Origin of the sequence: Actinoallomurus purpureus (genome assembly GCF_024055795.1) — a bacterium.
GTDB classification, from domain to species: domain Bacteria; phylum Actinomycetota; class Actinomycetes; order Streptosporangiales; family Streptosporangiaceae; genus Actinoallomurus; species Actinoallomurus purpureus.
In genome coordinates this window covers 624,086-642,974 of sequence record NZ_JAMXMY010000001.1, presented here as the reverse complement: position 1 = coordinate 642,974, position 18,889 = coordinate 624,086, and the positions used below count along the sequence as shown (strand labels likewise).

Here is an 18,889-nt window from a genome sequence, read left to right as displayed (position 1 = left end):
AAGAAGTAAGGGCTACTCCTGCGGCCCGAAAATCTCCTCGACGAACAGCGCTGTGGGCAGGTCGGACAACGCCTGGATCCGCACCTAACCGAGTGCCGGCGGGTGCTCGGCTGGACGGCGTCCCCAGGCCGAGATCAGCGGCGCGAGTGTCAGGTCGAGTTTGCCCGCGTGGATGGCGGCCAAGTGCGCGTCGATCTCGGCGTCGTCGGCCAGGCCGGCCGCGAGCAGCTCGCCGCGCACGTGCCGGATGGTCGCCGCCTCCAGCCGGTCGCAGGCCAGCCCGCCGACCGGGAAAGAGCCCGCCGCGGCGACATCTACCAAGCCGGCCTCACGCAATGCCCGCGGCAGTGTCCGGCCGTAGCGCAGGTCCGCGCCGCGGCGCGTCAGCAGCTCCCGGACCGCGTCGCGCAGCCGGTTGGCCCGCCGCTGCGCCGGGCCGCTGTCGTCCAGGCATGCCAGTGGCTGCAGAGCGGTATCGGCGTCCTCGACCAGCAGCCAGCCGCCGGGCCGCAGCGCCGCGGCCATCGTGGCCAACGCCCGAGCCCGGTCGGGTACATGGACCAGCACGAGCCGGGCGTGCACCAGATCGAACGTCCCCGGCTCCGGGGGCGGATCAGCGGCGACGTCGTGCCGGCGCACCTCGTACCCGCCGCCTGCCTTCAGCCACGACGGGTCGATGTCCGTGGCCAGCACGTGCCCGGTCGGACCGACGGCCGCCGCGAGCGCCTCCGGGATACTGCGGCCACCGGCCCCCACCTCCCAGCAGCGCGAGCCAACCCTGACCCCCAGTCGATCGAAGTGCCCCCGCGTCACACCGTCGAACAGGTCGGCCAGCCAAACGAATCGCTCGCCCGCCTCGGCGCGCGCGTTGTCCAGCAGGTACCCGCTGGCGGGAGCGGACTCTCCACCGAGCGCGGTAGTCCCGCCTATCGGATCCGGTCGGCCACCGACGTGCGGCGGGCGGGGCGAGGAGGTCATCACGACATGGTCACCTCCCCAGACCACCAGCGCCACGACGACGGGAGAGGGATATCTCACACAGCCAGCGAACCCCGCACGTCCTACAGCACGGTTCTGCACCGTGACGCGCCGGAAGGGGTACATGTATTCGGCCCCCACAGCCAGCGCACCAGGCGCGGGACAGCGCGCTGACCGGACTGTCGGCTACGGCCGGTTCGACCTCGTACCGGACGCCTTCGATCACGACGTACAGTCGGGGCCAGCGGATCCAGCAGATGCACGTCCCCGTTCATGACGGGTGGTACCTCTTCTCCAGTTCGGGATCCGGGGCGCGCCACTCGCAGGGCTTGGCGCCGGTGGCGACGTGGCGGTGCTGTTACGCGACGCGCACACCGGTCGATGGGCCTTAGCGTTGTTTTTTCGCTGGAAGCTACGGGTGGCCCCTGAGGATCACGCCATGCTGCCGCAGATCCCGCTCGACGACCCGCGCGTGCTGGCCTGGCCAAGGCCCGCCAGCCTTCACGCCCAGGTGCTCACGCACGAACTGCCGATGCCGCTTCGCGGTCCGATCCGCGTCGGTCTCCGCCGCCAGCTCGTCCGGCAGCCCCAACACGCTGCGGACCTGGTCGACGACCACAGCGGGCACGTCCGTCAGCTTCGGGAAGTAGCCGAGCCGCTGATACGACTTCAGCCGCACCACCAGGGCCAGCAGGTGCTGATCGTTCTGGGTCTTGCCGCGTGCCCACGCGACCTCATCCGCCGTCGGGCTGAACGCCTCGACCAGCTCCCGCCCGGACACCATCCGCTTGGACCGCGGGTAGGCAGTCCGATCGATCGACGCCACACCCGCCACCCCAGCAAGATCACAACCCGGACAGCAAAACCTTAGCCACCCCCGCCGCCCTCACCACAGACCGGCCCTGACCAGCACCGGAACCTCACCGCGGCCCCTTTCTGGTGTATTCGGTTCCCACCCCTAGATGAACGCCAGCGGAATCGACAGCAGCAGAACGAACATGTAGGGCGCCGACCCTGAAAGCGCTGCTATCAGGGTCACAGCGAGCGCGGCAGCTGTCAGTACCCAGGTGATCACTCTCCAACCGTTCAGGAGACCCACTCACACGGGCACTCCTGGGGCTTTCGGCACGGCATCGAAATCGCCGCGATCCTGGTTGCCGAGCATCGCCAGGTCCAGGACGTCTGGCTTCTTTGGGATGCGGTCTACGGAGCTTCGACACCTGGGGCGTCATGCCCCACCAGTTCCTGTTCGCCGCCGGCGTCGAAGCCACCAGGCAGTACGTCGCCAATAGTGACCACCCTCAACGAGACCTTCTCGCCGAAGATCTCCGCAAGTTGGCCGACGCTACCGACGAGCACGTCGAGCACCTCATCGCCGCTCGCCGCTTCTACTACACCGAAGCACTCGCCGAGCTGGACGAACCCGCGACGGTCGCGCCCGGTTCGGCAGCCAACGACACGACCGGCCGGCCGTAATGACCGAGCCACCCCATGAAGATCCAGCGCATCCGGTTCTGCGGACCCTTCACCGCGGCCAGATCGTCACCGGAACCGTCATCGAGATCGCCAGCTTCGGCGTGACCTTCGTGGACATCGGCGGCCTCACCGCGGTGATCAACATTCCCGAACTGTCGTGGCGACCTATCAACCACCCCTCCGACATCGTCACCGTGGGCAAGGAAGTCACCGCTGAGATCCTGGACGTCGATCCTGAACGCCGGCGCGTCGCCCTCTCCCTCAAAGCGCTCCAGAACGATCCGCTGGTCCAGCTCCAACAGCGCATCGGCAAGACCTTCACCGGACCGGTCACCAAACTCGTCCCGTTCGGCGCCTTCGTCCGCGTCGAAGACCGAACCGACAGCTTCGAAGGACTCGTGCACAGCGCTGAACTCGCAGATATCCCGCTCCAGGTCGGCTACACGCTCACCGTCAAGATCGCCCGGATCGACACGATGCGACGCAGGATCGAACTCAATCTCACCCGCTAACGTCCAGGATCAGACGCGAGCACAGCGAACGCGCGATCCCGCCGTCAGTGCACAGGACTTCGGGAATCAGTGCAGAGGACTCCGGAAAACGACAACCAGGGACGATGCCGTCCAGAAAACTCCGTCCAGAAAGACGGGTCCACTCGGGGGATCAGGTCACGTTCAGGAGCGACCGGGAGTCCGAGGGGCTACCGCTAGTGCAGCGCCGCGTTGATCCTTCGGGGGTTCATGCGGCTTTGAGTGGGCTGCCGTCGTAGGTCCAGCGGTAGGGCTTGGCGTCGTGTTCGTCGTAGGCCAAGACGAAGGTGGCGCTCGACGATGCCGGCGAAGGGAACCCCGCGCCGCACGACATAGTCCCGGCGGATGACTCCGGTACCTCGCGCGAGCTACGACACAAGAATGTTTACATCTATGGGCTGATTCGATACGGAGCTGCGGAACCTAGCGTCGATCCCCATGAAACGCAATCGCCGTATCAGCGCTGTCGCGGTGCTGGCGCTCGCCGCCCTCGTCACCGGAACCGGCGCCGGGTTCGCCGCCACGACCACACCGTCGGCCACACCGGTGGCCACGCACGCGTTCGACACCGCACCGGCCACGGCCACCGCGCCCACGCGGTCCTTCCAAGGCACGCTCCCCGCGCCGACCGGCCCCTACGCCGCCGGCGAGGACGTCATCCACCTCACCGACGCGAGCCGTCCCGACCCGTGGGTGCCGTCATCCGGCCCCCGCCAACTGACCGTCACGATGGTCTACCCGGCCGTCTCCGGGACCGGGACTCCGGCCCCTTATATGACCCTCGCCGAGGCAGCCGGATCCATCCAGCACCTGCCGGCGAGCTCCGGCGTCACCCCGCAGAACCTTTCCAGCGTCACCACTCACGCCTTCGACGGCGCGCGGCCGCAGAGGGGCAAGTATCCGCTGGTGGTCCTCTCACCCGCGTACGAGGACCCGCGCATGGTGCTCACCTCGCTCGCGACCGACCTGGCCAGTCACGGCTACGTCGTCGCGCTCGTCGGCCACACCTACGAGGACAGCGGTGAGACGCTGGCGAACGGCCAGACGCCGCCGTGCGCGATCTGCGATGACCCGGCGCGGCTCGACTTCGACTCCGTCGCCGCCAGCCGCGCGCTGGACGTGTCCTTCGTGATCGACCAGTTGACGCATGGCAATACCGCGTGGCGCCTGGCACACCTCATCGACAAGCACGAGATCGGCATGGCCGGACACTCCCTCGGCGGAGCGGCGGCCGCCGCCACGATGATCGCCGACCCGCGAGTACGGGCCGGAGTGAACATGGACGGCGCCTTCCACCCGGCCCCGAGGCCCGGCCAGATCAACCGGCCGTTCCTCATGCTGGGTGCGGCCGCCAACCACCCGGTCGGCGGCCACGACACCACGTGGGGGCAGGCCTGGGCCGCCCTCGGCGGCTACAAGAAGTGGCTGACGGTCGCCGGCGCCGACCACTTCAGCTTCACCGACCTGGACCTGCTTCTGGAGGAGGCCGGGTTCCCGACGCCGCCCCTGGCCCCGGAACGCGGGGTGGTGATCACCCGCGAGTACGTGACAGCGTTCTTCGACCAGACGCTGAAGGGGATCCACAGTCCGCTGCTGGACGGCCCCTCGCCGAACAATCCGGAAGTGCTCTTCCAGTACTAGTGCAGCGCCGCGTTGATCCTTCGGGGGTTCATGCGGCTTTGAGTGGGCTGCCGTCGTAGGTCCAGCGGTAGGGCTTGGCGTCGTGTTCGTCGTAGGCCAAGACGAAGGTGTCGATGGCCGCGGCCAGTTCGTCGCGGGAGGCGAACTGGCCGCGGCGTAGTAGACGTCGGGTCAGGGTGGAGAAGAACAGCTCGACTTGGTTGAGCCAGCTGGCGTGTTCGGGGGTGTGGTGGATTTGAAGCGGGGACGGGTGGCCAGCCAGGCCTTCGTCTTCTTCGCGATGTGGGATGAGCCGTTGTTATGACCAGGTGGATGCTGGTGCCGGCGGTGATGGACTCGTTGAGTTGGCGTAGGAAGCCGATGAAGGTGTCGGCGTTGTTGCGGTCGATGCGCTCGGTGAGGACTTGGCCGGTGTGGACGTTCAGGGCGGCGATGATTGAGACGGTGCCGTGGCGGATGTACTCGAACTCCCGGCGGGTGCGCTGCCCGGGGCGGCCGGGCTGGTCGGGGTGTTTGCGGGAGCGTGCGGTGATCCCGGTCTTCTCATCCACGCTGATCACCACCGCGTTCGCAGGGCAGGTGCCGTAGAGCGCGCACACGTCAGCGGCACGGGTGAAGAACTCCGGGTCGGCTGGTCGGGTCAGCCAGCCGCGCACCAGGTGCGGCTTGAGATCGACGCAGGCCAGGATCCGTCCGACCTGGGAGGCGGAGACCGCCAGGCCCGAACGGCGCAGGTGATCGGATAGCAGTCGGTGGGTCCACACGGAGTCGGCGGTCGGCGGTTGGGCGGTCGCGGCGGCGATGACCTGCAGCTTGTCCTCGGCGGACAACCGGGGCCGCCCCAGCGGCCGGGGCCGGTCGACGAGCGCAGCCAGCCGCTCGGCGGTGAACCGCTTGCGCCAGGAGCGGACGGTGTCCACATGCCGCCCGGCCGCGCGGGCCGTGGCGGCGTTCGACATTCCCTCGGCCAGTGCCAGGATCACCGAAGCCCGCTGCACCTGCCCGAACGGCGCGGTGCGCGAGTCTGCCAGGCGTTCAAGCACCTCACGCTCGGCCCGGGTCAGTTCGATCGTGAACGGACTGGTCAGCCGCATCGCCCCACCCCGAGATCAGCTTATTGATCCGCTGATCATTGCGTGGTCAGGGTGGTGCGTGCCGTCGCCGGAGGCGGATCAGGCAAGATGGGCGGCATGGCCAGCTCGAACACCGTCAAGGCCGCAGCCTTGCAGCAGCGTCTGACCGCCCATGCCGCCCGCTGGCCACAGATCACCGAGATCAAGGTCCGTTGGCGGGCCGGATACGCCTACATCGACGCCCTCATCAACAGCGACGACGAAGACGACTTGCAACTGTGCAGGCTCAAGGACACCGGCCACCCCGAGATGTGGGGCTTCGCTCTGTTCACCTACAGCAACGAACGCTACGAGGACAACATCCTGCCCACGGGCCTGTCCTTCGGAAGCCCCGAAGACGCCCTCGACTGCGCCGTCGGCCTCTACCTCGGCGACCCCGCCAGCTGACCGGCAACCCCCGAAGGATCAACGCGGCGCTGCACTAGTTTCTGGACGCCACCCCTCATCCTGCCCTACCGTCTACGGGGCACGAGTCCGGTCTCGAAGGCGATGATCGCCAGGTGGACGCGGTCCCGAGCCTCGAGCTTGGCGAACAGACGCGCGACATGGGTCTTCGCCGTCGCCGCGCTGATCACCAGCCGCTCGGCTATCTCAGTGTTCGACAGTCCCTGTCCGACCAGTGCCAGCACCTCGCGCTCCCGGTCGGTGATCTCTGCGATGAGACGTGAGCCCTGGGCGGGCTCGGTGTCCGGTGCGGGGGCCGCGGGGGTGGCGGAGGTTCCGGCGAAGTCGGCGATCAGCCGTCGGGTGACGCTCGGCGCGATCAACGCGTCGCCGGCCGCCACCACGCGGATCGCGTCCAGGATCGCGTTCAGGGCCATGCTCTTGAGCAGGAATCCGCTGGCCCCGGCGCGCAGTGCGCCGTAGACGTACTCGTCGTCGTCGAAGGTCGTCAGCACCAGCACCTTGGGCGGGTCCGGTTCGGCGGTCGCCTGCCGGGTCGCCTCGATCCCGTCCACGCCCGGCATCCGGATGTCCATCACCACGACGTCCGGCCGCAGCTCACGCACCAGGCGCACCGCCTCGCGGCCGTCGCCGGCCTCCCCGGCCACCTCCAGGTCGTCGGTGTCGCCGATCAGGATCCCGAGCCCGACCAGCATCAGCGGCTGGTCATCGACCAGCAGCACCCGCACGCTCATGCCGGGAGCCTCGCCGCCACCCGGAATCCGCCCTCCGGACGCCGGCCCGCGCTGAACTGGCCGGACAGCAACGTCACTCGCTCGCGCATGCCGAGCAGGCCGAAGCCGCTCCCGCCGGCCGTCGAGTGCCTGGGACGGCCTGGCCCGCCGAGACCGTCGTCCCCGTCGTCCACCACCTCGATCGTCACTCCTTCCGGCTCGTAACCGACCGCGACCCGGCACGTCCGCGCCCCGGAATGCCGCACCACGTTCGTCACCGACTCCTGGATGATCCGGAACGCCGACAGTTCGATCTCCGGCGGCAGCGGACGCTGCTCGCCCCGCCAGGTCACGTGGACCCGCACCCCGGCGTCGGCCGTGCGTTCGGCGAGCTGCGGGACGTCGGCCAGGCTGCCGGCCGGCGCCAGCGGAGCGGCCTGCGGCATGGCGTCGTCCGGCTCGGCGCGGCGGAGCGCCCCGAGCATGCGCTGCAGCTCGAGCAGCGTCTGGCGGCTGGTGGTCTCGATGCCGGTCAACGCCTGCCGCGTCTGCTCGGGCTTGGTGTCCACGACCCGCGCCGCCGCTCCCGACAGCACCGTGATGATCCCGATGCTGTGGGCGACGCTGTCGTGCAGTTCGCGGGCGATCCGCAGCCGCTCGGTCACGACGGCGCGGGCCGCCCTCTGCTCGCGCAGGGCTCCGAGGTATTCACGGCGTTTGCGGTTCACCCTTCCGAAGACCCACGCGACCGCGACCCACAACGGGTACTGCCCGGCCCACTGGGCCGCGTCGCCGACGGACTGCCCGGGGACGTGCATGTCGTTGACGAACGCGGCCGCGACGGCCGCGACGGAGCCGACGGCGGCGGCCTTCGGGCGCCGGACGGCGAGGTACCCGCCCAAGGCGATGATCAGGAAGAACACGATCGAGGGCCGTGCGCCGAGGATGTCGCCGAGGACCGATTCGCCCAGGATCGTCGCGAAGACCGCCGTCGGCAGACGGCGCACCAGCAGAACCGGCAGGGCGAGCACGACGCACAGCCCCATCGTCGGGAAGACCCCGAGGCTGGAAAACTGGTACTGGTCGTCGTAGTGCGCAACCATCGACTTGTAGAGCGCCAGCGCGTAGAGGCAGGTGGTGGCCAGCACCACGGCCTGTGATGACATCAGCCAGATCACGGGTCTCGATGTTGAGAGACGCTGGAGAAGCCCTTCCATACGGAGATCGTATTCAGCGGCGTCGGCTCCGCGCGTCGCCCCGGGGATGTACGCGGGTACACCGCCGGGCCGATGGCCTGGGGAACGGTGACATCCCCCGGCCGACGCGACGGACAGCGTTCCGTTCCTAGGTTCAGGGCCATGACGAATGCACCCTTGATCGATCTTGTCGATACGACAAAGAAATACGACGACGGCCCACCCGCGCTAGCCGGTGTGACCTTGTCCGTGGCGTCCGGTGAATGCGCGGCGATCCTCGGCCATTCCGGCAGCGGCAAGTCCACCCTGCTGAACCTGATCGCCGGTCTGGACAAGCCCTCCAGCGGCACCGTGACGGTCAACGGCACGCGCGTCGACCAGCTCGGTGAGGCCGGCTCGGCGAAGTACCGCCGGGCGTCCATCGGCATGATCTTCCAGTTCTTCAACCTGCTCGACGACCTGACCGTCTTGGACAACGTCATGGTCCCGGCGCAGCTGGCCGGGATGGGCAAGGGCGAAGCGAAGCGCCGGGCCATCGAGCTGCTCGGCTCGCTGGGCATCGACCGGCATGCCAACGCCTACCCGCAGCGGCTGTCCGGCGGGCAACGGCAGCGGGTGGCGGTGGCCAGGGCCCTGATGAACAAGCCGGCGCTGCTGCTGGCCGACGAGCCCACCGGCGCGCTCGACTCGAGCTCGGCCGCCGACGTGCGCCAACTGCTACTGGACCTGAACAGCGAGGGTCAGACCATCCTGCTGGTGACCCACGACGTGCAGCTGGCCGCGAGCACCGCGCGTCGCACGATCGAGTTGGTGGACGGCGCGGTCGAGCGGGACGTCGTCAACAGCGGCAGGGGTGCCGGCCTGGCCGCCTACTCGTCGCTGACCCGTCCGGCGGGAGCGGTCGAATGACGCTGCGCAAGCCGCCGATGCCCCGGCGCCTCTTCGAGGTCGGTTTCCGGGCCATGGCCCGCCTGCTGCCGGCGGTGAGCCGGTGAGTGCCCTTGGCAAGGTCGTACGCTCCGGCGTGGGCCGGCGTCGGGTCCAGTCCCTCGTCATGGCCCTGACGACGTTCGCCGCGGTGACGTCCTCAGTACTCTCCCTCGGCCTGCTGACCGTCGTGCAGGCCCCGTTCGAGCACGCTTTCAGTGCTCGGAACGGGGCTCACCTGGCGGTCCAGTTCGACGGCTCGAAGGTCACGGCCGCGCAGGCCGCCGCCACCGCGCACGCCGCCGGCGTCACCGAGGCGTCCGGCCCGTACCCGATCGCCGCCGCCCTGGACACGACCATCGGAACCGACTGCCCCAAGAAGGCTTGGGCCGGTCACGACAACGGTCCGATCACCGTCACCACCCGGCCCGACCTGGGGAGCACCTCCGGGATGGATCAGTTGGCGCTGACCCGGGGGCGCTGGCCGACCGGCCCGGGCGAGATCGCCCTGCCGTGGCAGCACTATGCCATCGACTGCTTCGGCGGTTCGGTGGTGTTCTCCTCTCTGCCGGGCAGGCCGTCGTTCAAGGTCGTCGGCTTCGCCGACTCGGTGACCAGCAGCGCGACCGCCTTCGCCACCGCCGACGGTTTCGCGCGGCTCACCGCCGCCGGTGCCAAGGCCGACGAGCAGATGCTTTACCGGTTCGCCAAGGCCGGGACCGACGCCGACATCGCCACCGACAAGCGGGCGGTGGCCGCCGCCGCGCCACCCGGCACGGTCGAGGCCGGACAGTCGTACCTGACCGCGGAATGGCAGGTGACCGGCAACGCCAAGGCCTACGTGCCGTTCCTGGTCGCCTTCGGGATCTTCGGGCTGATCCTGTCGGTACTGATCATCTCGATCGTGGTCAGCGGGGCTGTGGCCTCGGGAATCCGGCGCATCGGGATTCTGAAGTCGTTGGGCTTCACCCCTTCGCAGGTGGCCCGCGCCTACACCGCGCAGGCCATGATCCCGGCGACACTCGGCGTGGTGCTCGGCACGGTTTTCGGCAACCTCCTGGCCGTGCCGATCCTGGACGAGGCCACCAAGCAGTTCGGCGCGGCCAGTGCCACGATTCCGTTGTGGGTCAGCGCCGTGGTGGCGCTGGGCACCCTGCTGGTCGTCGGCGTCACGGCTTCGATCCCGGCACTGCGGGCCGGCCGCATGCCGGCGGTCCAGGCCCTGCTGGCCGGCCGCGCCCCCAAGGCCGGGCGCGGTCGGACGGTGCAACGTCTGGCCTCGCGGCTGCCGCTGCCCCGGGCCATGTCGCTGGGACTGGCACAGCCCTTCGCGAAGCCGGCCCGGGCCGTACTGGTCGGTGCGGCGGTGCTGCTCGGCGCGGTGAGCCTCACCTTCGCGGTGGGGCTGAAGGCCGGGTTCAGCAAGTACCTGCAAGCCACCACCTCAGGCTTCAACCACGCGTCGGCGTACGTGATACCCACAGCCGACGTAGGCAAGCCCTGGGGTCTCTACGGCCCCAACGACCCGCGCCACCAGTACCTGGACGCCCCCAAGGTGGCCGCCGCGCTCGCCAAGACCCCGGGCACGAAGGCCGCGTTCGGCTGGGGCGACAGCGGCGCGACCATGGTCGGCGCGCCGCCCGGCGGCGAAACGCCGAAGGTGTTCACGGTCAGCGGCGACTTCTCCTGGACGAACCTGGAGCTGCTGTCGGGCCGCTGGTACTCGGCGCCCGGCGAGGCCGTCGTCGGCGACAAGCTGGCCACGGCGGCGGGGATCCACGTCGGTGACGACGTCACCGTGATGCAGCGGAACAAGCGAACGTCACTGAAGGTCGTCGGCATCGAGTTCGACACCAATTTGGGCGACTACACGGTCATGACGGACGCGGATACTTTCAGCGCCGCCGGTCTGACTCCGCGCATCGACATGTTCAACGTCGAGCTGGCCTCGAACGTCAAGGGATCGGACTGGTCCACCTCGGCCGCCGCCGCGCTGACCCCGCTGAACGCCTCGGTCCAGCCGAGCTCGGGCGGGAACAACCTCGTGGTGATCACCATGGGCGCCCTGGTGGCCACGCTCACGCTGATGCTGATCGCGGTCGCCGCGCTCGGAGTGCTGAACACCGTGGTGCAGGACACCCGGGAGCGGGTCCATGACCTGGGGATCTTCAAGGCCCTCGGGATGACACCCAAGCAGACCATCGCGATGGTTCTGACCTCGGTGACATTCACCGGCCTGATCGCCGGGCTGATCGGGGTACCGATCGGGGTCGCGGTGGAGAAGGCGACACTGACCCCGATGGGGAACGCGATCGGCCGCCACCTGCCGCCGAGCGTGACCCACACCTACACAGCCGGGATGCTCCTCCCCCTGCTGGCCGGCGGGATCGTGATCGCCCTGCTCGGGGCGCTGCTGCCGGCCAGCTGGGCGGCACGCTCCCGGACCGCCACCGCGCTGCGGACCGAGTAGGAGCCGCCGGTCGCCGCAGCAACAGCGGTGCTGGGCACTGCACGGCGGCAAGAACAGAATGCCGACCTCCCCCGGTTGATCCCCTCGGGAGGTCGGCATTCCGGCGTTTCTCCCTCAACACAAAGGCGTGAGAGGCACCCAGCATGGCGGTCAGCGTTTTCGACCTGTTCTCGATCGGCATCGGCCCGTAGAGTTCACACACAGTCGGCCCGATGCGTGCGGCCCGGATGTTCGTCAAGCGCCTGGACAACGAGGCCCGCTACCCCGGCTGACCAGGGTCCGCGCAGAACTGTTGGTGGGCGGTGGTCCGCGGGGTTGATCGTCTGTCTTCAGCGTGCGACTTCGAGAGCGGTCAGGGCGCGCAGCGGCGCCGTGGCCCGTGCCGGGTTCAGTCGCAGCCGGGTAAGGACGCGCCAGTTTCTCAAGGCGGCGAAGCCGTGCTCGACGGGGGCGCGGGTGGCGGCGATGAGCTGCTTGGCCTACTTCTGCCCGGCGGTGAGCTTCTCTTTCCGGGTCCGCTTGACCCCGGTGATGACCACCGGGGTCGTCGGGGTCGTCGTCCAGGCCAACGAAGCCGAGGTCCGCCAGGGCGCCCAGGCCGGCGGTGCGCAGAGCTTGTCATGGCGGGCGGTCTTGACCTCGCTCGCTGCACCCCGGCGGGCGATCTTCTTCAGGGCGCGGTCCAGGCACGGAGCTTTCGCCGCCAGCAGGGCGATCACCTCATCGGTCCAGCGGCGGATGGTCGTGGCCGAGACCTGGTTGCCGCCGTCCAGGTCGGCGGCGCGCTGATCGTGGCGCAGCACCGCGAGCACCAGCACCGTGATCTGGCCCGCGGACCGGGACCGCCAGCGCGACCGAATACAGATCACTGGATCAACGACTCCTGCCAGCATCGCGGGCCTATCTGCGCCCACCCGCGTTCGGGATTCGCCCGTTTGGGGCTCATGACGCGTTTCTTACCGGCACCCCGTTACGGGTCCCGGTAGCAATCGCGGAAAATCCAGGTACGCCAACCCCTGAACCGAGCGCCGCCGCGGAGACCGCCGACAAAGGCCGTCCTGAGCGAGGCGTCCCCCGGCTCCTCGTGATCGCGGCGCGCGAAACCCGTCAGAACCGGCTGATCAAGGCGACGACGTCGGCGTAACCGGGCAGACCCGCGCCGACCGGTTCACCGGCCCGAATCGCCCTCGCCGTCTCCACCGTCGCGTGCAGGGCCGCCCGGAACAACAGCGATCCCAGGCTGATCCGGCGGACGCCCAGGGCGGCCAGGCCGGCGACAGTGTGACGTCCCGGCAGGAAGAGGACGTTCACCGGAGCCGTACTGTGGGCGACCAGAGGAGAGATGTCCTCGTCGGTGGCGATCCCCGGCACGAACACCCCGTCAGCGCCGGCCTCGGTGAAGGCCGACGACCGGCGCAACGCCTCCCGCAGAGGATCCTCGGTGCGCAGCCAGAACGCGTCGGTGCGCGCGTTGACGAAGATCTCGGGGACCTGGGCTCTGATCGCCCTGATCACCTCCGTCTGCGTCGACAGATCCGCCAGTGTTCCGTCCGGCCTGCCGTCCTCCACGTTGATGCCGGCGACTCCCAGACCGGCCAGTTCCTCGACGACGGTGGCGATACCGGCAGGGTCGGCGCTGAAACCTCCCTCGATGTCGACGCTGAGAGGGCACGGCAACCGTGACGCCGAACGCGCCAGCCGGAGCGTCTCGGGCAGGGTGGCGCCCTCGGCGTCGGGCCGACCGGCGGCCGCCGCAACGCCCAGGCTCGTGGTTCCGATCGCCGCGAACCCGGCGTCGCCGAGCGCGGCGGCCGACGCATGATCCCAGGCGTTCGGCAGCAGCAGTGGAGCGGCGCCATGGTGGAGGGCACGGAACTCGGCGCAGCGGTCCACGGTCATGCGATCACAGCCATCATCGTCACGGCTGCCACGGTAGAGCGTGAACGTTTCGACGTACGACGAAGTGTTACTGGCTGGGTGCGATTCGCTGTTGGTTTTGGGGTGTTGTTTTTCAGATTTAAATCCAAAACCCGCAGCCTTTACATAGTAAGTTTTACAGTCCAGTCGAAGTGGTGCCGGCGGACGGGCGCTGAGATGATCCGCGAAGCCGACCCGGTGTCAGGGCTGCCGGTTTCGCCGGGTGCGCTCCTCAGCTCACCGCTTGCTTCACGAGCGCACCGATCCGCGCCTCCACCTCGGCGGTCACCTCGGTCAGGGCGAAACCGGCCGCCCACATCGTGCCCTCGTCCAGCTTCGCCTGGTCGCTGAACCCGAGCGTCGCGTAGCGCGCCTTGAACTTCTCCGCGCTCTGGAAGAAGCAGACGATCTTGCCGTCCAGCGCGTAGGCGGGCATCCCATACCAGAGCTTCGGCGCTAGGACGGGGGCACTGACTGTGATGACGGCATGGACGCGCTCGGCCATGATCCGGTCCGAGTCCTGCATCTCGGCGATCTTGGTGAGCACGTCCCGCTCCGCCTCCGCCGCCTTCTCCGCGCGCGAGCTGCGGCGCGCAGCCGCCTTCAGCTCCTGAGCGTGGTCCTTCATCGCGGCCCGCTCCTCGGCCGTGAACCCCTCGTGCTTGCTGCTTTCGGTGCTACTCATGGCAGATCTCCCCTTGCGGATCTGATGTGGCGCAATCTTGGGCGCGTGGGTGGCGGCATGCCACCCCAACTCCCATCGACACGCATCGTGCCGATCGGGACCTAATGTTGCACGCAGTCCTCGGCACTGTCAACGGCACGCCACGTGCCGATAGGATGGCAACATGACCGACACGCCTGCCACGCCACGGCGCCGAGGCGCTGCGCGCACTGAAGAGCTGCTGCGAGTAACCCTCGATCTGGCTGCGGAGGTCGGTTACGCGGGCCTGGGCATCGAGGCGGTCGCCAGACGGGCCGGGGTCGGAAAACACACGATCTACCGGCGCTGGCCGTCCATGTCGGCGCTGCTCCTCGACGCGCTCAGTCGTGTGTGGGCCAGCGACCTGGACTACCGCGACACCGGGGACGTCCGCGCGGATCTGCGTGAACAGTTCCTACGCTCAGGCCTCGCCCTCTCCAGCCCGCCGATCGGCCCCGTCTACCGCGCAGTCATCGCCGAGGCGCAGGCAGATTCCACGCTGCGGGCGACCCTGCACGAACGATTCCTGGCCACCGTCGAGCAGAGAACCCTCGACCGGATCACCCGCGCCCAGCGCACCGGTGAACTGACCGCGGAAGCGAACCTGGAATTCGCCGCCGAGGTGCTGTGCGGCACTCTGTACTACCGCAGCCTGCTGTCAACCCGCCCCATCGACGAGAACGCGGTCGACGGACTGCTGGACATGTTCATGGCCGCGTACGGAACATCAACGAGAACTCGAGCGCAAACCTCGCACGCCGCTTCTTGTGAAACACCGCAGGTGGGTGCGGAGCCAGTACCCCGCCCCGCCAACCCGAGGTTGTCCCAGACCACCACCAGTGACCCGCCGAGCTGCTGATGGACGGCGTCGAACATCCCGGGAAGCACCCGCCCTTTCGAGCCACACCTGCGCGCTCAGCTGACGGCGGCGCCGAACCACCGCGGCAGCTGGTCGAGCAGATCATGCTGATCGCCACCGACCCACGCCACATGGCCGTCCGGCCACAGCAGCACAGCGGGCACGTTCACCTCCTCGAAGTCCAACAGTTCCGACACCAGCCGGCACACCGACCGGGGACCCGGCTCAAGGGACAGCTGCACTGGTGTCATCGCGGGCTGCGGAGGTAAGCCGGAGGAGCAGCCGCCCCAGGGCGGCCTCGTCGCAAGGTGTCTTGCTTTGACGAACGGGTATCTCGCCCGCTTCGCCCTGGACGGGCGTTTCAACCGGTGCGCCCCTGTACGGCAGATGGGGAACCGCGGTGAGGGCGTCCCCGTCACTCCGCACGTCGATCGAGATGGCTTCACGGGAGAAGCTGTCCGCGGACCGCCGCGTCGAGCCTGTGATCCATGCGGCCGGGTCGCCGTACTCCATGGTGGCCGGGCTGGGACGGCCGAGTGCCCGTACAAGCGAGCGGCCGATGCGGACGGGGTCGGCGTTGGTCCGGATAGCCACGACCGGCGCGCCGAAGCGGATCTCGCCCTCCGGGGCCAGCACCTGCGGGACGATCTGGAGCAGGTCCTCGCGCTCGAAGACCACGCCTTCCCCACGCAACCGCTTCGGATCGTCGGCTGGCCGTGCGAGATAGGACGCGTCGTGCAGGCGGGGTTCGGCCCAGATGTCAGGGTCCGGCTCGTCGTAATCGGTTCCCGGCGGAAATTCGCGTACACCCTTGCCCGGAAGGTAGTCGGCGAACAGGTCTCCGCCGACCTCTCCATACGCCAACGGCCGGTCGAGCACGGTCAGCCGGTCGAACAACGCGCGGCCAAAGCGTTCGCCGCGTTCCTGCTGCGTCCTTCCGGGTCCCCCTCTGAACTCGATCGTGAGTTCGTGGTCGTACGGGGCGTAGGCGGTGTCGTCGTACATCCCCGGCTCGCCGTCTTCGGCGGCCTCTACGGACTTCAGGTCGAGGGTGCCGTAACCGTCGGTGCCGATCCAGGGCTGGGCCTTGATCGAGAGCACGTTGCCGTCCCGTCCGGCGAAAAACCCGCCAGCTCCGAGCGTGCGAGCGATCTCGTGGGCGAGCGATATCGAGTCGCGCTCGTCCTTGATCATGATCTCCAGCATTGTGCTCACAAAGCGCCCTCCGTCTTCTATGTTTTCAGCACCTGTGACAGTTCGCCGACTGGCGGCGATCGTCGAGGAGTCGAGTCGTCGGGTCCTGAGGCGGGCGGTCAGCCGGTGAGACGCCCGGCGCGCAGCTCCAGCCGCGCGCCCGGGAACCGCCGTCGCAGCGTCCGGTCGTGGGATACGACGACCAGCGCGCCGCAGTAGGTGCCGAGCGCCTGTTCCAGCTCCTCGACCAGGACGAGCGACAGGTGGTTGGTCGGCTCGTCGAGCAGCAGCAGGTCGTGCTCTGACGCCAGCAGCCGGGCCAGGGCCAGCCGCCGTCGCTGACCGACCGACAGCGCGCCGACGGGCGTCTCGAGCGCGTCCGGGTGGAACAGCCCGTACGAGATCAGCCGCGAACGCTGCTCGTCGGGGTGCGCGGGCCGGCCGTCGGCGAACACCGCCAGTACGGACCGCCGTGGATCGGGGAAGTCGACCTCCTGGGGCAGGTACCCGACGCGGCCTCGCCGGCGCACCACCCCGGAGTCGGGCTCCTCGCCGGCGAGGACCCGCCGCAAGGTGGACTTGCCCGCGCCGTTCGGGCCGTGGACCAGCAGGTGGTCACCGGTCGCCACCGTGAGGGAGACCGCGCGCAGCCGGTCGCCGACGGTCACCTCGTGCAGCTCGGCGAGCGTCCCGTCCTGCCCTCTCCCGCGGAACAGCCCCTCGAAGCGCAGCGGCTCAGGCGGCTTGGGCACCGGATGGTCCCGCAGTTGCCGGAGTCTCTCCCGCGCCTGGCGTACGCGCCCGGCGATCGAACTCTGCACGCGTCCGGCGTCCCGGTCGTAGGCGAGCTCATCGAGCTCACCCGGGCCTTGGACGCGGCCGGCGTCGAGCCCCTGTCGATCCGGCACTCCCGACCGACCCTCGACGACGTCTTCCTGGCCCTCACCGAGCGAAAGGCCGCCGCCCGTGCCGCGTGACACCTGGCTGATCTTCCGCCATCAGCTGCGCCTCACCCTGGGAGGCCCCATCGGGCTGATCTTCGGCGTGCTGCAGCCCGTCCTCAACCTCGTCCTGTTCGGGCCGCTGCTCGGAACCTACCTCGGCCACGACAGCTGGCAGATCTTCGTGCCGGGCGTGCTGGTCCAACTCTCGCTGCTCAGCGCGGGGCTGGCCGGATTCGGCATCGTCTTCGACGCCAGGTTCGGCGTCCTCGAACGGCTCCGCGTCACCCCCGCCTCCCGTCTGGCCCTGCTCCTTGGCCGGGTGCTGACCAACACCGTCGTCCTCCTCGGACAGGCGCTGCTGGTGATCGTGGTCGGGATGGCGTTCGGGTTCCGCGCACCGGTCGCCGGGCTGCTGCTCGGCCTGGCGCTGCTCGTGCCGCTGGCCGCCGGCCTGGCCGCGCTGTCCTACGCGTTCGCGCTGACGCTCCGGCGCCAGGAGCTGTTCGCGCCGCTGTCCAGCACGTTCGTCGTTCCGATGCTCCTGCTGTCCGGGGCGCTGTTGCCGATGTCCGCGGCGCCCGCCTGGCTCGACGCCGTGTCCCGCGCGACGCCCTTCCGGTACGGCGTGGAGGCGCTGCGCGCGGCGTTCGCCGGACACTACGCGTCGGGGACGCTGGTGACCGGCGTGGCCGTCTCCATGGCGTTCGCCGTGGCCGCGCTGGCGTTCGGCACCCGGACCTTCACCCGTCAGCACTCCTGACGCCGGCGCCCTCCAGGGAGGGCACCGGCTCCATCACGGGCTCGTCGGGGGCGACCGACCGCTGGGCGACGAACGCGCCGACCAGCACGATCGCCCCTCCGACGAGCTGCGCGCGGCTCAGCCGCTCGCCCAGCGCCATCCAGGCGAACAGACCCGCCGACACCGCCTCGACGTACGCGACGGCGCCCGCCACCGGGGCGGACAGGCGGTGGACGGCGGCGACGCCGGTGAGGTACGCGGTGACCGTGCTGATCAGGATGATCCAGAGGGCCAGGAGCCAACCCGGGGCGAGCCGCTCACCGAGCGGCACCCCGGTCGTGAGGACGTGCCACGGGATGCCCCACGGCGGTGCGGCCACCGCCAGCGCCACCGCGCCGACGGTGGAGCCCGCGGCGGTCATGACGAGGGGGTCGACCTCGTCTCCGACCCGGTCGATGATCAGGAAGTAGGCGGCCTGGCAGGCGGCCGCCCCGAGACCGGCGAGCAGCCCGAGAAGGTCGATGCTGAGACCGGACCACACCTCGACGACGCAGGCGAGACCGACCAGGGCGATGCCCACGCCGATCGACGCGGTCCGGGGCACCTGCCTGCCCTGCACGAACCGCAGCCACGCGACGACGAGCACCGGACCGGTGAACTCCAGGAGGATGGCCACCCCGACCGGCAGGCGCGACGCCGCGAAGAAGTACAGCGACTGGCAGCCCGCCACGCCCATCAGCCCGTACAGGAGGAGGAGCGGCCACCGGCGCCGTACCGCGCGCCCGGCGGCACGCCCGCGCAGCAGCAGGGCGAGCGGCACCAGGACCAGCGCCGCGCCGGCCACGCGCGTCCATGACGCCTGCAACGGCGAATAGCCTGCGTTGATCAGTGCCTTGCCGAAAGGCCCCGACGTGCCGAAGGCGATCGACGACACGATCCCGAAGGCCAGTCCCGACGCCTTGAGCCGCGCGGCGTTCAAACGCCCCACCCCCCTTCCATTTAAGGAGTAAAACTACATTACGGTCATTACGGGCGCAAAGGCGTCCTAGTGAACGCACTACGAT

At 69.3% G+C, this 18,889-nt stretch carries 20 protein-coding genes and 2 pseudogenes; 10 read left to right on the top strand and 12 right to left on the bottom strand.

The window, feature by feature from the left end; all coding sequences use genetic code 11:
• Positions 1-84: 84 nt before the first annotated feature.
• The gene (locus NE236_RS02920) at positions 85-1,038 is read right to left on the bottom strand and encodes a methyltransferase domain-containing protein (protein ID WP_252840198.1); all 954 of its coding nucleotides are present in this window, start codon (positions 1,036-1,038) and stop codon (positions 85-87) included.
• A gap of 352 nt (positions 1,039-1,390) precedes the next feature.
• Positions 1,391-1,804 (bottom strand): DUF4158 domain-containing protein, encoded by a 414-nt coding sequence (locus tag NE236_RS02915; RefSeq protein ID WP_252840197.1) that lies wholly within the window; start codon positions 1,802-1,804, stop codon positions 1,391-1,393.
• 404 nt (positions 1,805-2,208) lie between these two features.
• On the opposite strand from NE236_RS02915, the gene NE236_RS02910 reads away from it, so the two are divergent.
• From NE236_RS02910 to NE236_RS02900, 3 genes are all read left to right on the top strand, one after another.
• Positions 2,209-2,454, top strand: a complete 246-nt coding sequence (locus tag NE236_RS02910; RefSeq protein ID WP_252840196.1) for a hypothetical protein — start codon at positions 2,209-2,211, stop codon at positions 2,452-2,454.
• Positions 2,454-2,966 (top strand): S1 RNA-binding domain-containing protein, encoded by a 513-nt coding sequence (locus tag NE236_RS02905; RefSeq protein ID WP_252840195.1) that lies wholly within the window; start codon positions 2,454-2,456, stop codon positions 2,964-2,966. Before NE236_RS02910 ends, NE236_RS02905 begins: the two co-directional genes overlap by 1 nt.
• A 456-nt stretch (positions 2,967-3,422) precedes the next feature.
• Positions 3,423-4,625 carry an alpha/beta hydrolase family protein gene (locus NE236_RS02900; RefSeq protein ID WP_252840194.1) on the top strand — a complete coding sequence of 401 codons (1,203 nt, stop codon included), beginning with the start codon at positions 3,423-3,425 and terminating at the stop codon, positions 4,623-4,625.
• Here the strand turns inward: NE236_RS02900 and NE236_RS02895 are convergent.
• A complete protein-coding gene (locus NE236_RS02895) occupies positions 4,622-5,719 on the bottom strand; it encodes an IS630 family transposase (RefSeq protein ID WP_252840193.1) in 1,098 nt (365 codons plus the stop codon). The genes NE236_RS02900 and NE236_RS02895 overlap by 4 nt on opposite strands.
• Positions 5,720-5,815: 96 nt before the next feature.
• On the opposite strand from NE236_RS02895, the gene NE236_RS02890 reads away from it, so the two are divergent.
• Complete coding sequence (locus tag NE236_RS02890; RefSeq protein WP_252840192.1) at positions 5,816-6,145, top strand: hypothetical protein; 330 nt, start codon at positions 5,816-5,818, stop codon at positions 6,143-6,145.
• Between the two features lie 65 nt (positions 6,146-6,210).
• Here NE236_RS02890 and NE236_RS02885 read toward each other — a convergent pair whose 3' ends face one another.
• Positions 6,211-6,897 carry a response regulator gene (locus NE236_RS02885; RefSeq protein WP_252840191.1) on the bottom strand — a complete coding sequence of 229 codons (687 nt, stop codon included), beginning with the start codon at positions 6,895-6,897 and terminating at the stop codon, positions 6,211-6,213.
• Entirely contained in the window at positions 6,894-8,054 is a 1,161-nt protein-coding gene (locus tag NE236_RS02880; protein ID WP_252840190.1) for a sensor histidine kinase, read from the bottom strand. The genes NE236_RS02885 and NE236_RS02880 overlap by 4 nt, the downstream gene beginning before the upstream one ends.
• A 180-nt stretch (positions 8,055-8,234) precedes the next feature.
• Here NE236_RS02880 and NE236_RS02875 point away from each other — a divergent pair, with 180 nt between their 5' ends.
• The 3 genes and pseudogenes from NE236_RS02875 to NE236_RS43235 form a co-directional block, all read left to right on the top strand.
• Positions 8,235-8,981 (top strand): ABC transporter ATP-binding protein, encoded by a 747-nt coding sequence (locus NE236_RS02875; RefSeq protein WP_252840189.1) that lies wholly within the window; start codon positions 8,235-8,237, stop codon positions 8,979-8,981.
• Between the two features lie 82 nt (positions 8,982-9,063).
• Positions 9,064-11,469, top strand: a complete 2,406-nt coding sequence (locus NE236_RS02870) for an ABC transporter permease (RefSeq protein WP_252840188.1) — start codon at positions 9,064-9,066, stop codon at positions 11,467-11,469.
• Between the two features lie 197 nt (positions 11,470-11,666).
• Positions 11,667-11,741: pseudogene (locus NE236_RS43235) on the top strand (hypothetical protein); the annotation flags it as partial.
• 207 nt (positions 11,742-11,948) lie between these two features.
• Here the strand turns inward: NE236_RS43235 and NE236_RS02865 are convergent.
• The 3 genes from NE236_RS02865 to NE236_RS02855 form a co-directional block, all read right to left on the bottom strand.
• A complete protein-coding gene (locus NE236_RS02865) occupies positions 11,949-12,338 on the bottom strand; it encodes a hypothetical protein (protein WP_252840187.1) in 390 nt (129 codons plus the stop codon).
• Between the two features lie 238 nt (positions 12,339-12,576).
• A complete protein-coding gene (locus tag NE236_RS02860) occupies positions 12,577-13,368 on the bottom strand; it encodes an isocitrate lyase/PEP mutase family protein (RefSeq protein WP_252840186.1) in 792 nt (263 codons plus the stop codon).
• 250 nt (positions 13,369-13,618) lie between these two features.
• On the bottom strand, positions 13,619-14,071 hold the full coding sequence (locus tag NE236_RS02855) for an iron chaperone (protein ID WP_252840185.1): 453 nt from the start codon (positions 14,069-14,071) through the stop codon (positions 13,619-13,621).
• 163 nt (positions 14,072-14,234) lie between these two features.
• Between NE236_RS02855 and NE236_RS02850 the strand changes: the two genes are divergently transcribed.
• Entirely contained in the window at positions 14,235-14,948 is a 714-nt protein-coding gene (locus NE236_RS02850) for a TetR/AcrR family transcriptional regulator (RefSeq protein WP_252840184.1), read from the top strand.
• Positions 14,949-15,004: 56 nt separating this feature from the next.
• Here the strand turns inward: NE236_RS02850 and NE236_RS02845 are convergent.
• The 3 genes and pseudogenes from NE236_RS02845 to NE236_RS02835 form a co-directional block, all read right to left on the bottom strand.
• Positions 15,005-15,121 (bottom strand): annotated as a pseudogene (locus NE236_RS02845) (aromatic-ring hydroxylase C-terminal domain-containing protein); the annotation flags it as partial.
• Between the two features lie 52 nt (positions 15,122-15,173).
• Positions 15,174-16,142, bottom strand: a complete 969-nt coding sequence (locus tag NE236_RS02840; protein WP_252840183.1) for a hypothetical protein — start codon at positions 16,140-16,142, stop codon at positions 15,174-15,176.
• A gap of 119 nt (positions 16,143-16,261) precedes the next feature.
• Positions 16,262-16,894: an ATP-binding cassette domain-containing protein gene (locus NE236_RS02835; RefSeq protein WP_252840182.1), complete on the bottom strand. Its 633-nt coding sequence runs from the start codon at positions 16,892-16,894 to the stop codon at positions 16,262-16,264.
• A 15-nt stretch (positions 16,895-16,909) separates the two neighbouring features.
• Here NE236_RS02835 and NE236_RS02830 point away from each other — a divergent pair, with 15 nt between their 5' ends.
• Together NE236_RS02830 and NE236_RS02825 are read left to right on the top strand one after the other, a co-directional pair.
• Entirely contained in the window at positions 16,910-17,119 is a 210-nt protein-coding gene (locus NE236_RS02830; RefSeq protein WP_252840181.1) for a hypothetical protein, read from the top strand.
• Positions 17,109-17,846, top strand: a complete 738-nt coding sequence (locus tag NE236_RS02825; RefSeq protein WP_252840180.1) for an ABC transporter permease — start codon at positions 17,109-17,111, stop codon at positions 17,844-17,846. Before NE236_RS02830 ends, NE236_RS02825 begins: the two co-directional genes overlap by 11 nt.
• Here NE236_RS02825 and NE236_RS02820 read toward each other — a convergent pair.
• Positions 17,827-18,813, bottom strand: a complete 987-nt coding sequence (locus tag NE236_RS02820; RefSeq protein ID WP_252840179.1) for an EamA family transporter — start codon at positions 18,811-18,813, stop codon at positions 17,827-17,829. The genes NE236_RS02825 and NE236_RS02820 overlap by 20 nt on opposite strands.
• Positions 18,814-18,889: the final 76 nt, after the last annotated feature.

Coding starts and splice junctions, on each gene's coding strand:
- NE236_RS02855 (WP_252840185.1), bottom strand. CDS start 14,071: ATGAGTAGCACCGAAAGCAGCAAGCACGAGGGGTTCACGGCCGAGGAG.
- NE236_RS02875 (WP_252840189.1), top strand. CDS start 8,235: ATGACGAATGCACCCTTGATCGATCTTGTCGATACGACAAAGAAATAC.
- NE236_RS02840 (WP_252840183.1), bottom strand. CDS start 16,142: ATGATCAAGGACGAGCGCGACTCGATATCGCTCGCCCACGAGATCGCT.
- NE236_RS02905 (WP_252840195.1), top strand. CDS start 2,454: ATGACCGAGCCACCCCATGAAGATCCAGCGCATCCGGTTCTGCGGACC.
- NE236_RS02890 (WP_252840192.1), top strand. CDS start 5,816: ATGGCCAGCTCGAACACCGTCAAGGCCGCAGCCTTGCAGCAGCGTCTG.
- NE236_RS02900 (WP_252840194.1), top strand. CDS start 3,423: ATGAAACGCAATCGCCGTATCAGCGCTGTCGCGGTGCTGGCGCTCGCC.
- NE236_RS02860 (WP_252840186.1), bottom strand. CDS start 13,368: ATGACCGTGGACCGCTGCGCCGAGTTCCGTGCCCTCCACCATGGCGCC.
- NE236_RS02850 (WP_252840184.1), top strand. CDS start 14,235: ATGACCGACACGCCTGCCACGCCACGGCGCCGAGGCGCTGCGCGCACT.
- NE236_RS02885 (WP_252840191.1), bottom strand. CDS start 6,897: ATGAGCGTGCGGGTGCTGCTGGTCGATGACCAGCCGCTGATGCTGGTC.
- NE236_RS02895 (WP_252840193.1), bottom strand. CDS start 5,719: ATGCGGCTGACCAGTCCGTTCACGATCGAACTGACCCGGGCCGAGCGT.
- NE236_RS02910 (WP_252840196.1), top strand. CDS start 2,209: ATGCCCCACCAGTTCCTGTTCGCCGCCGGCGTCGAAGCCACCAGGCAG.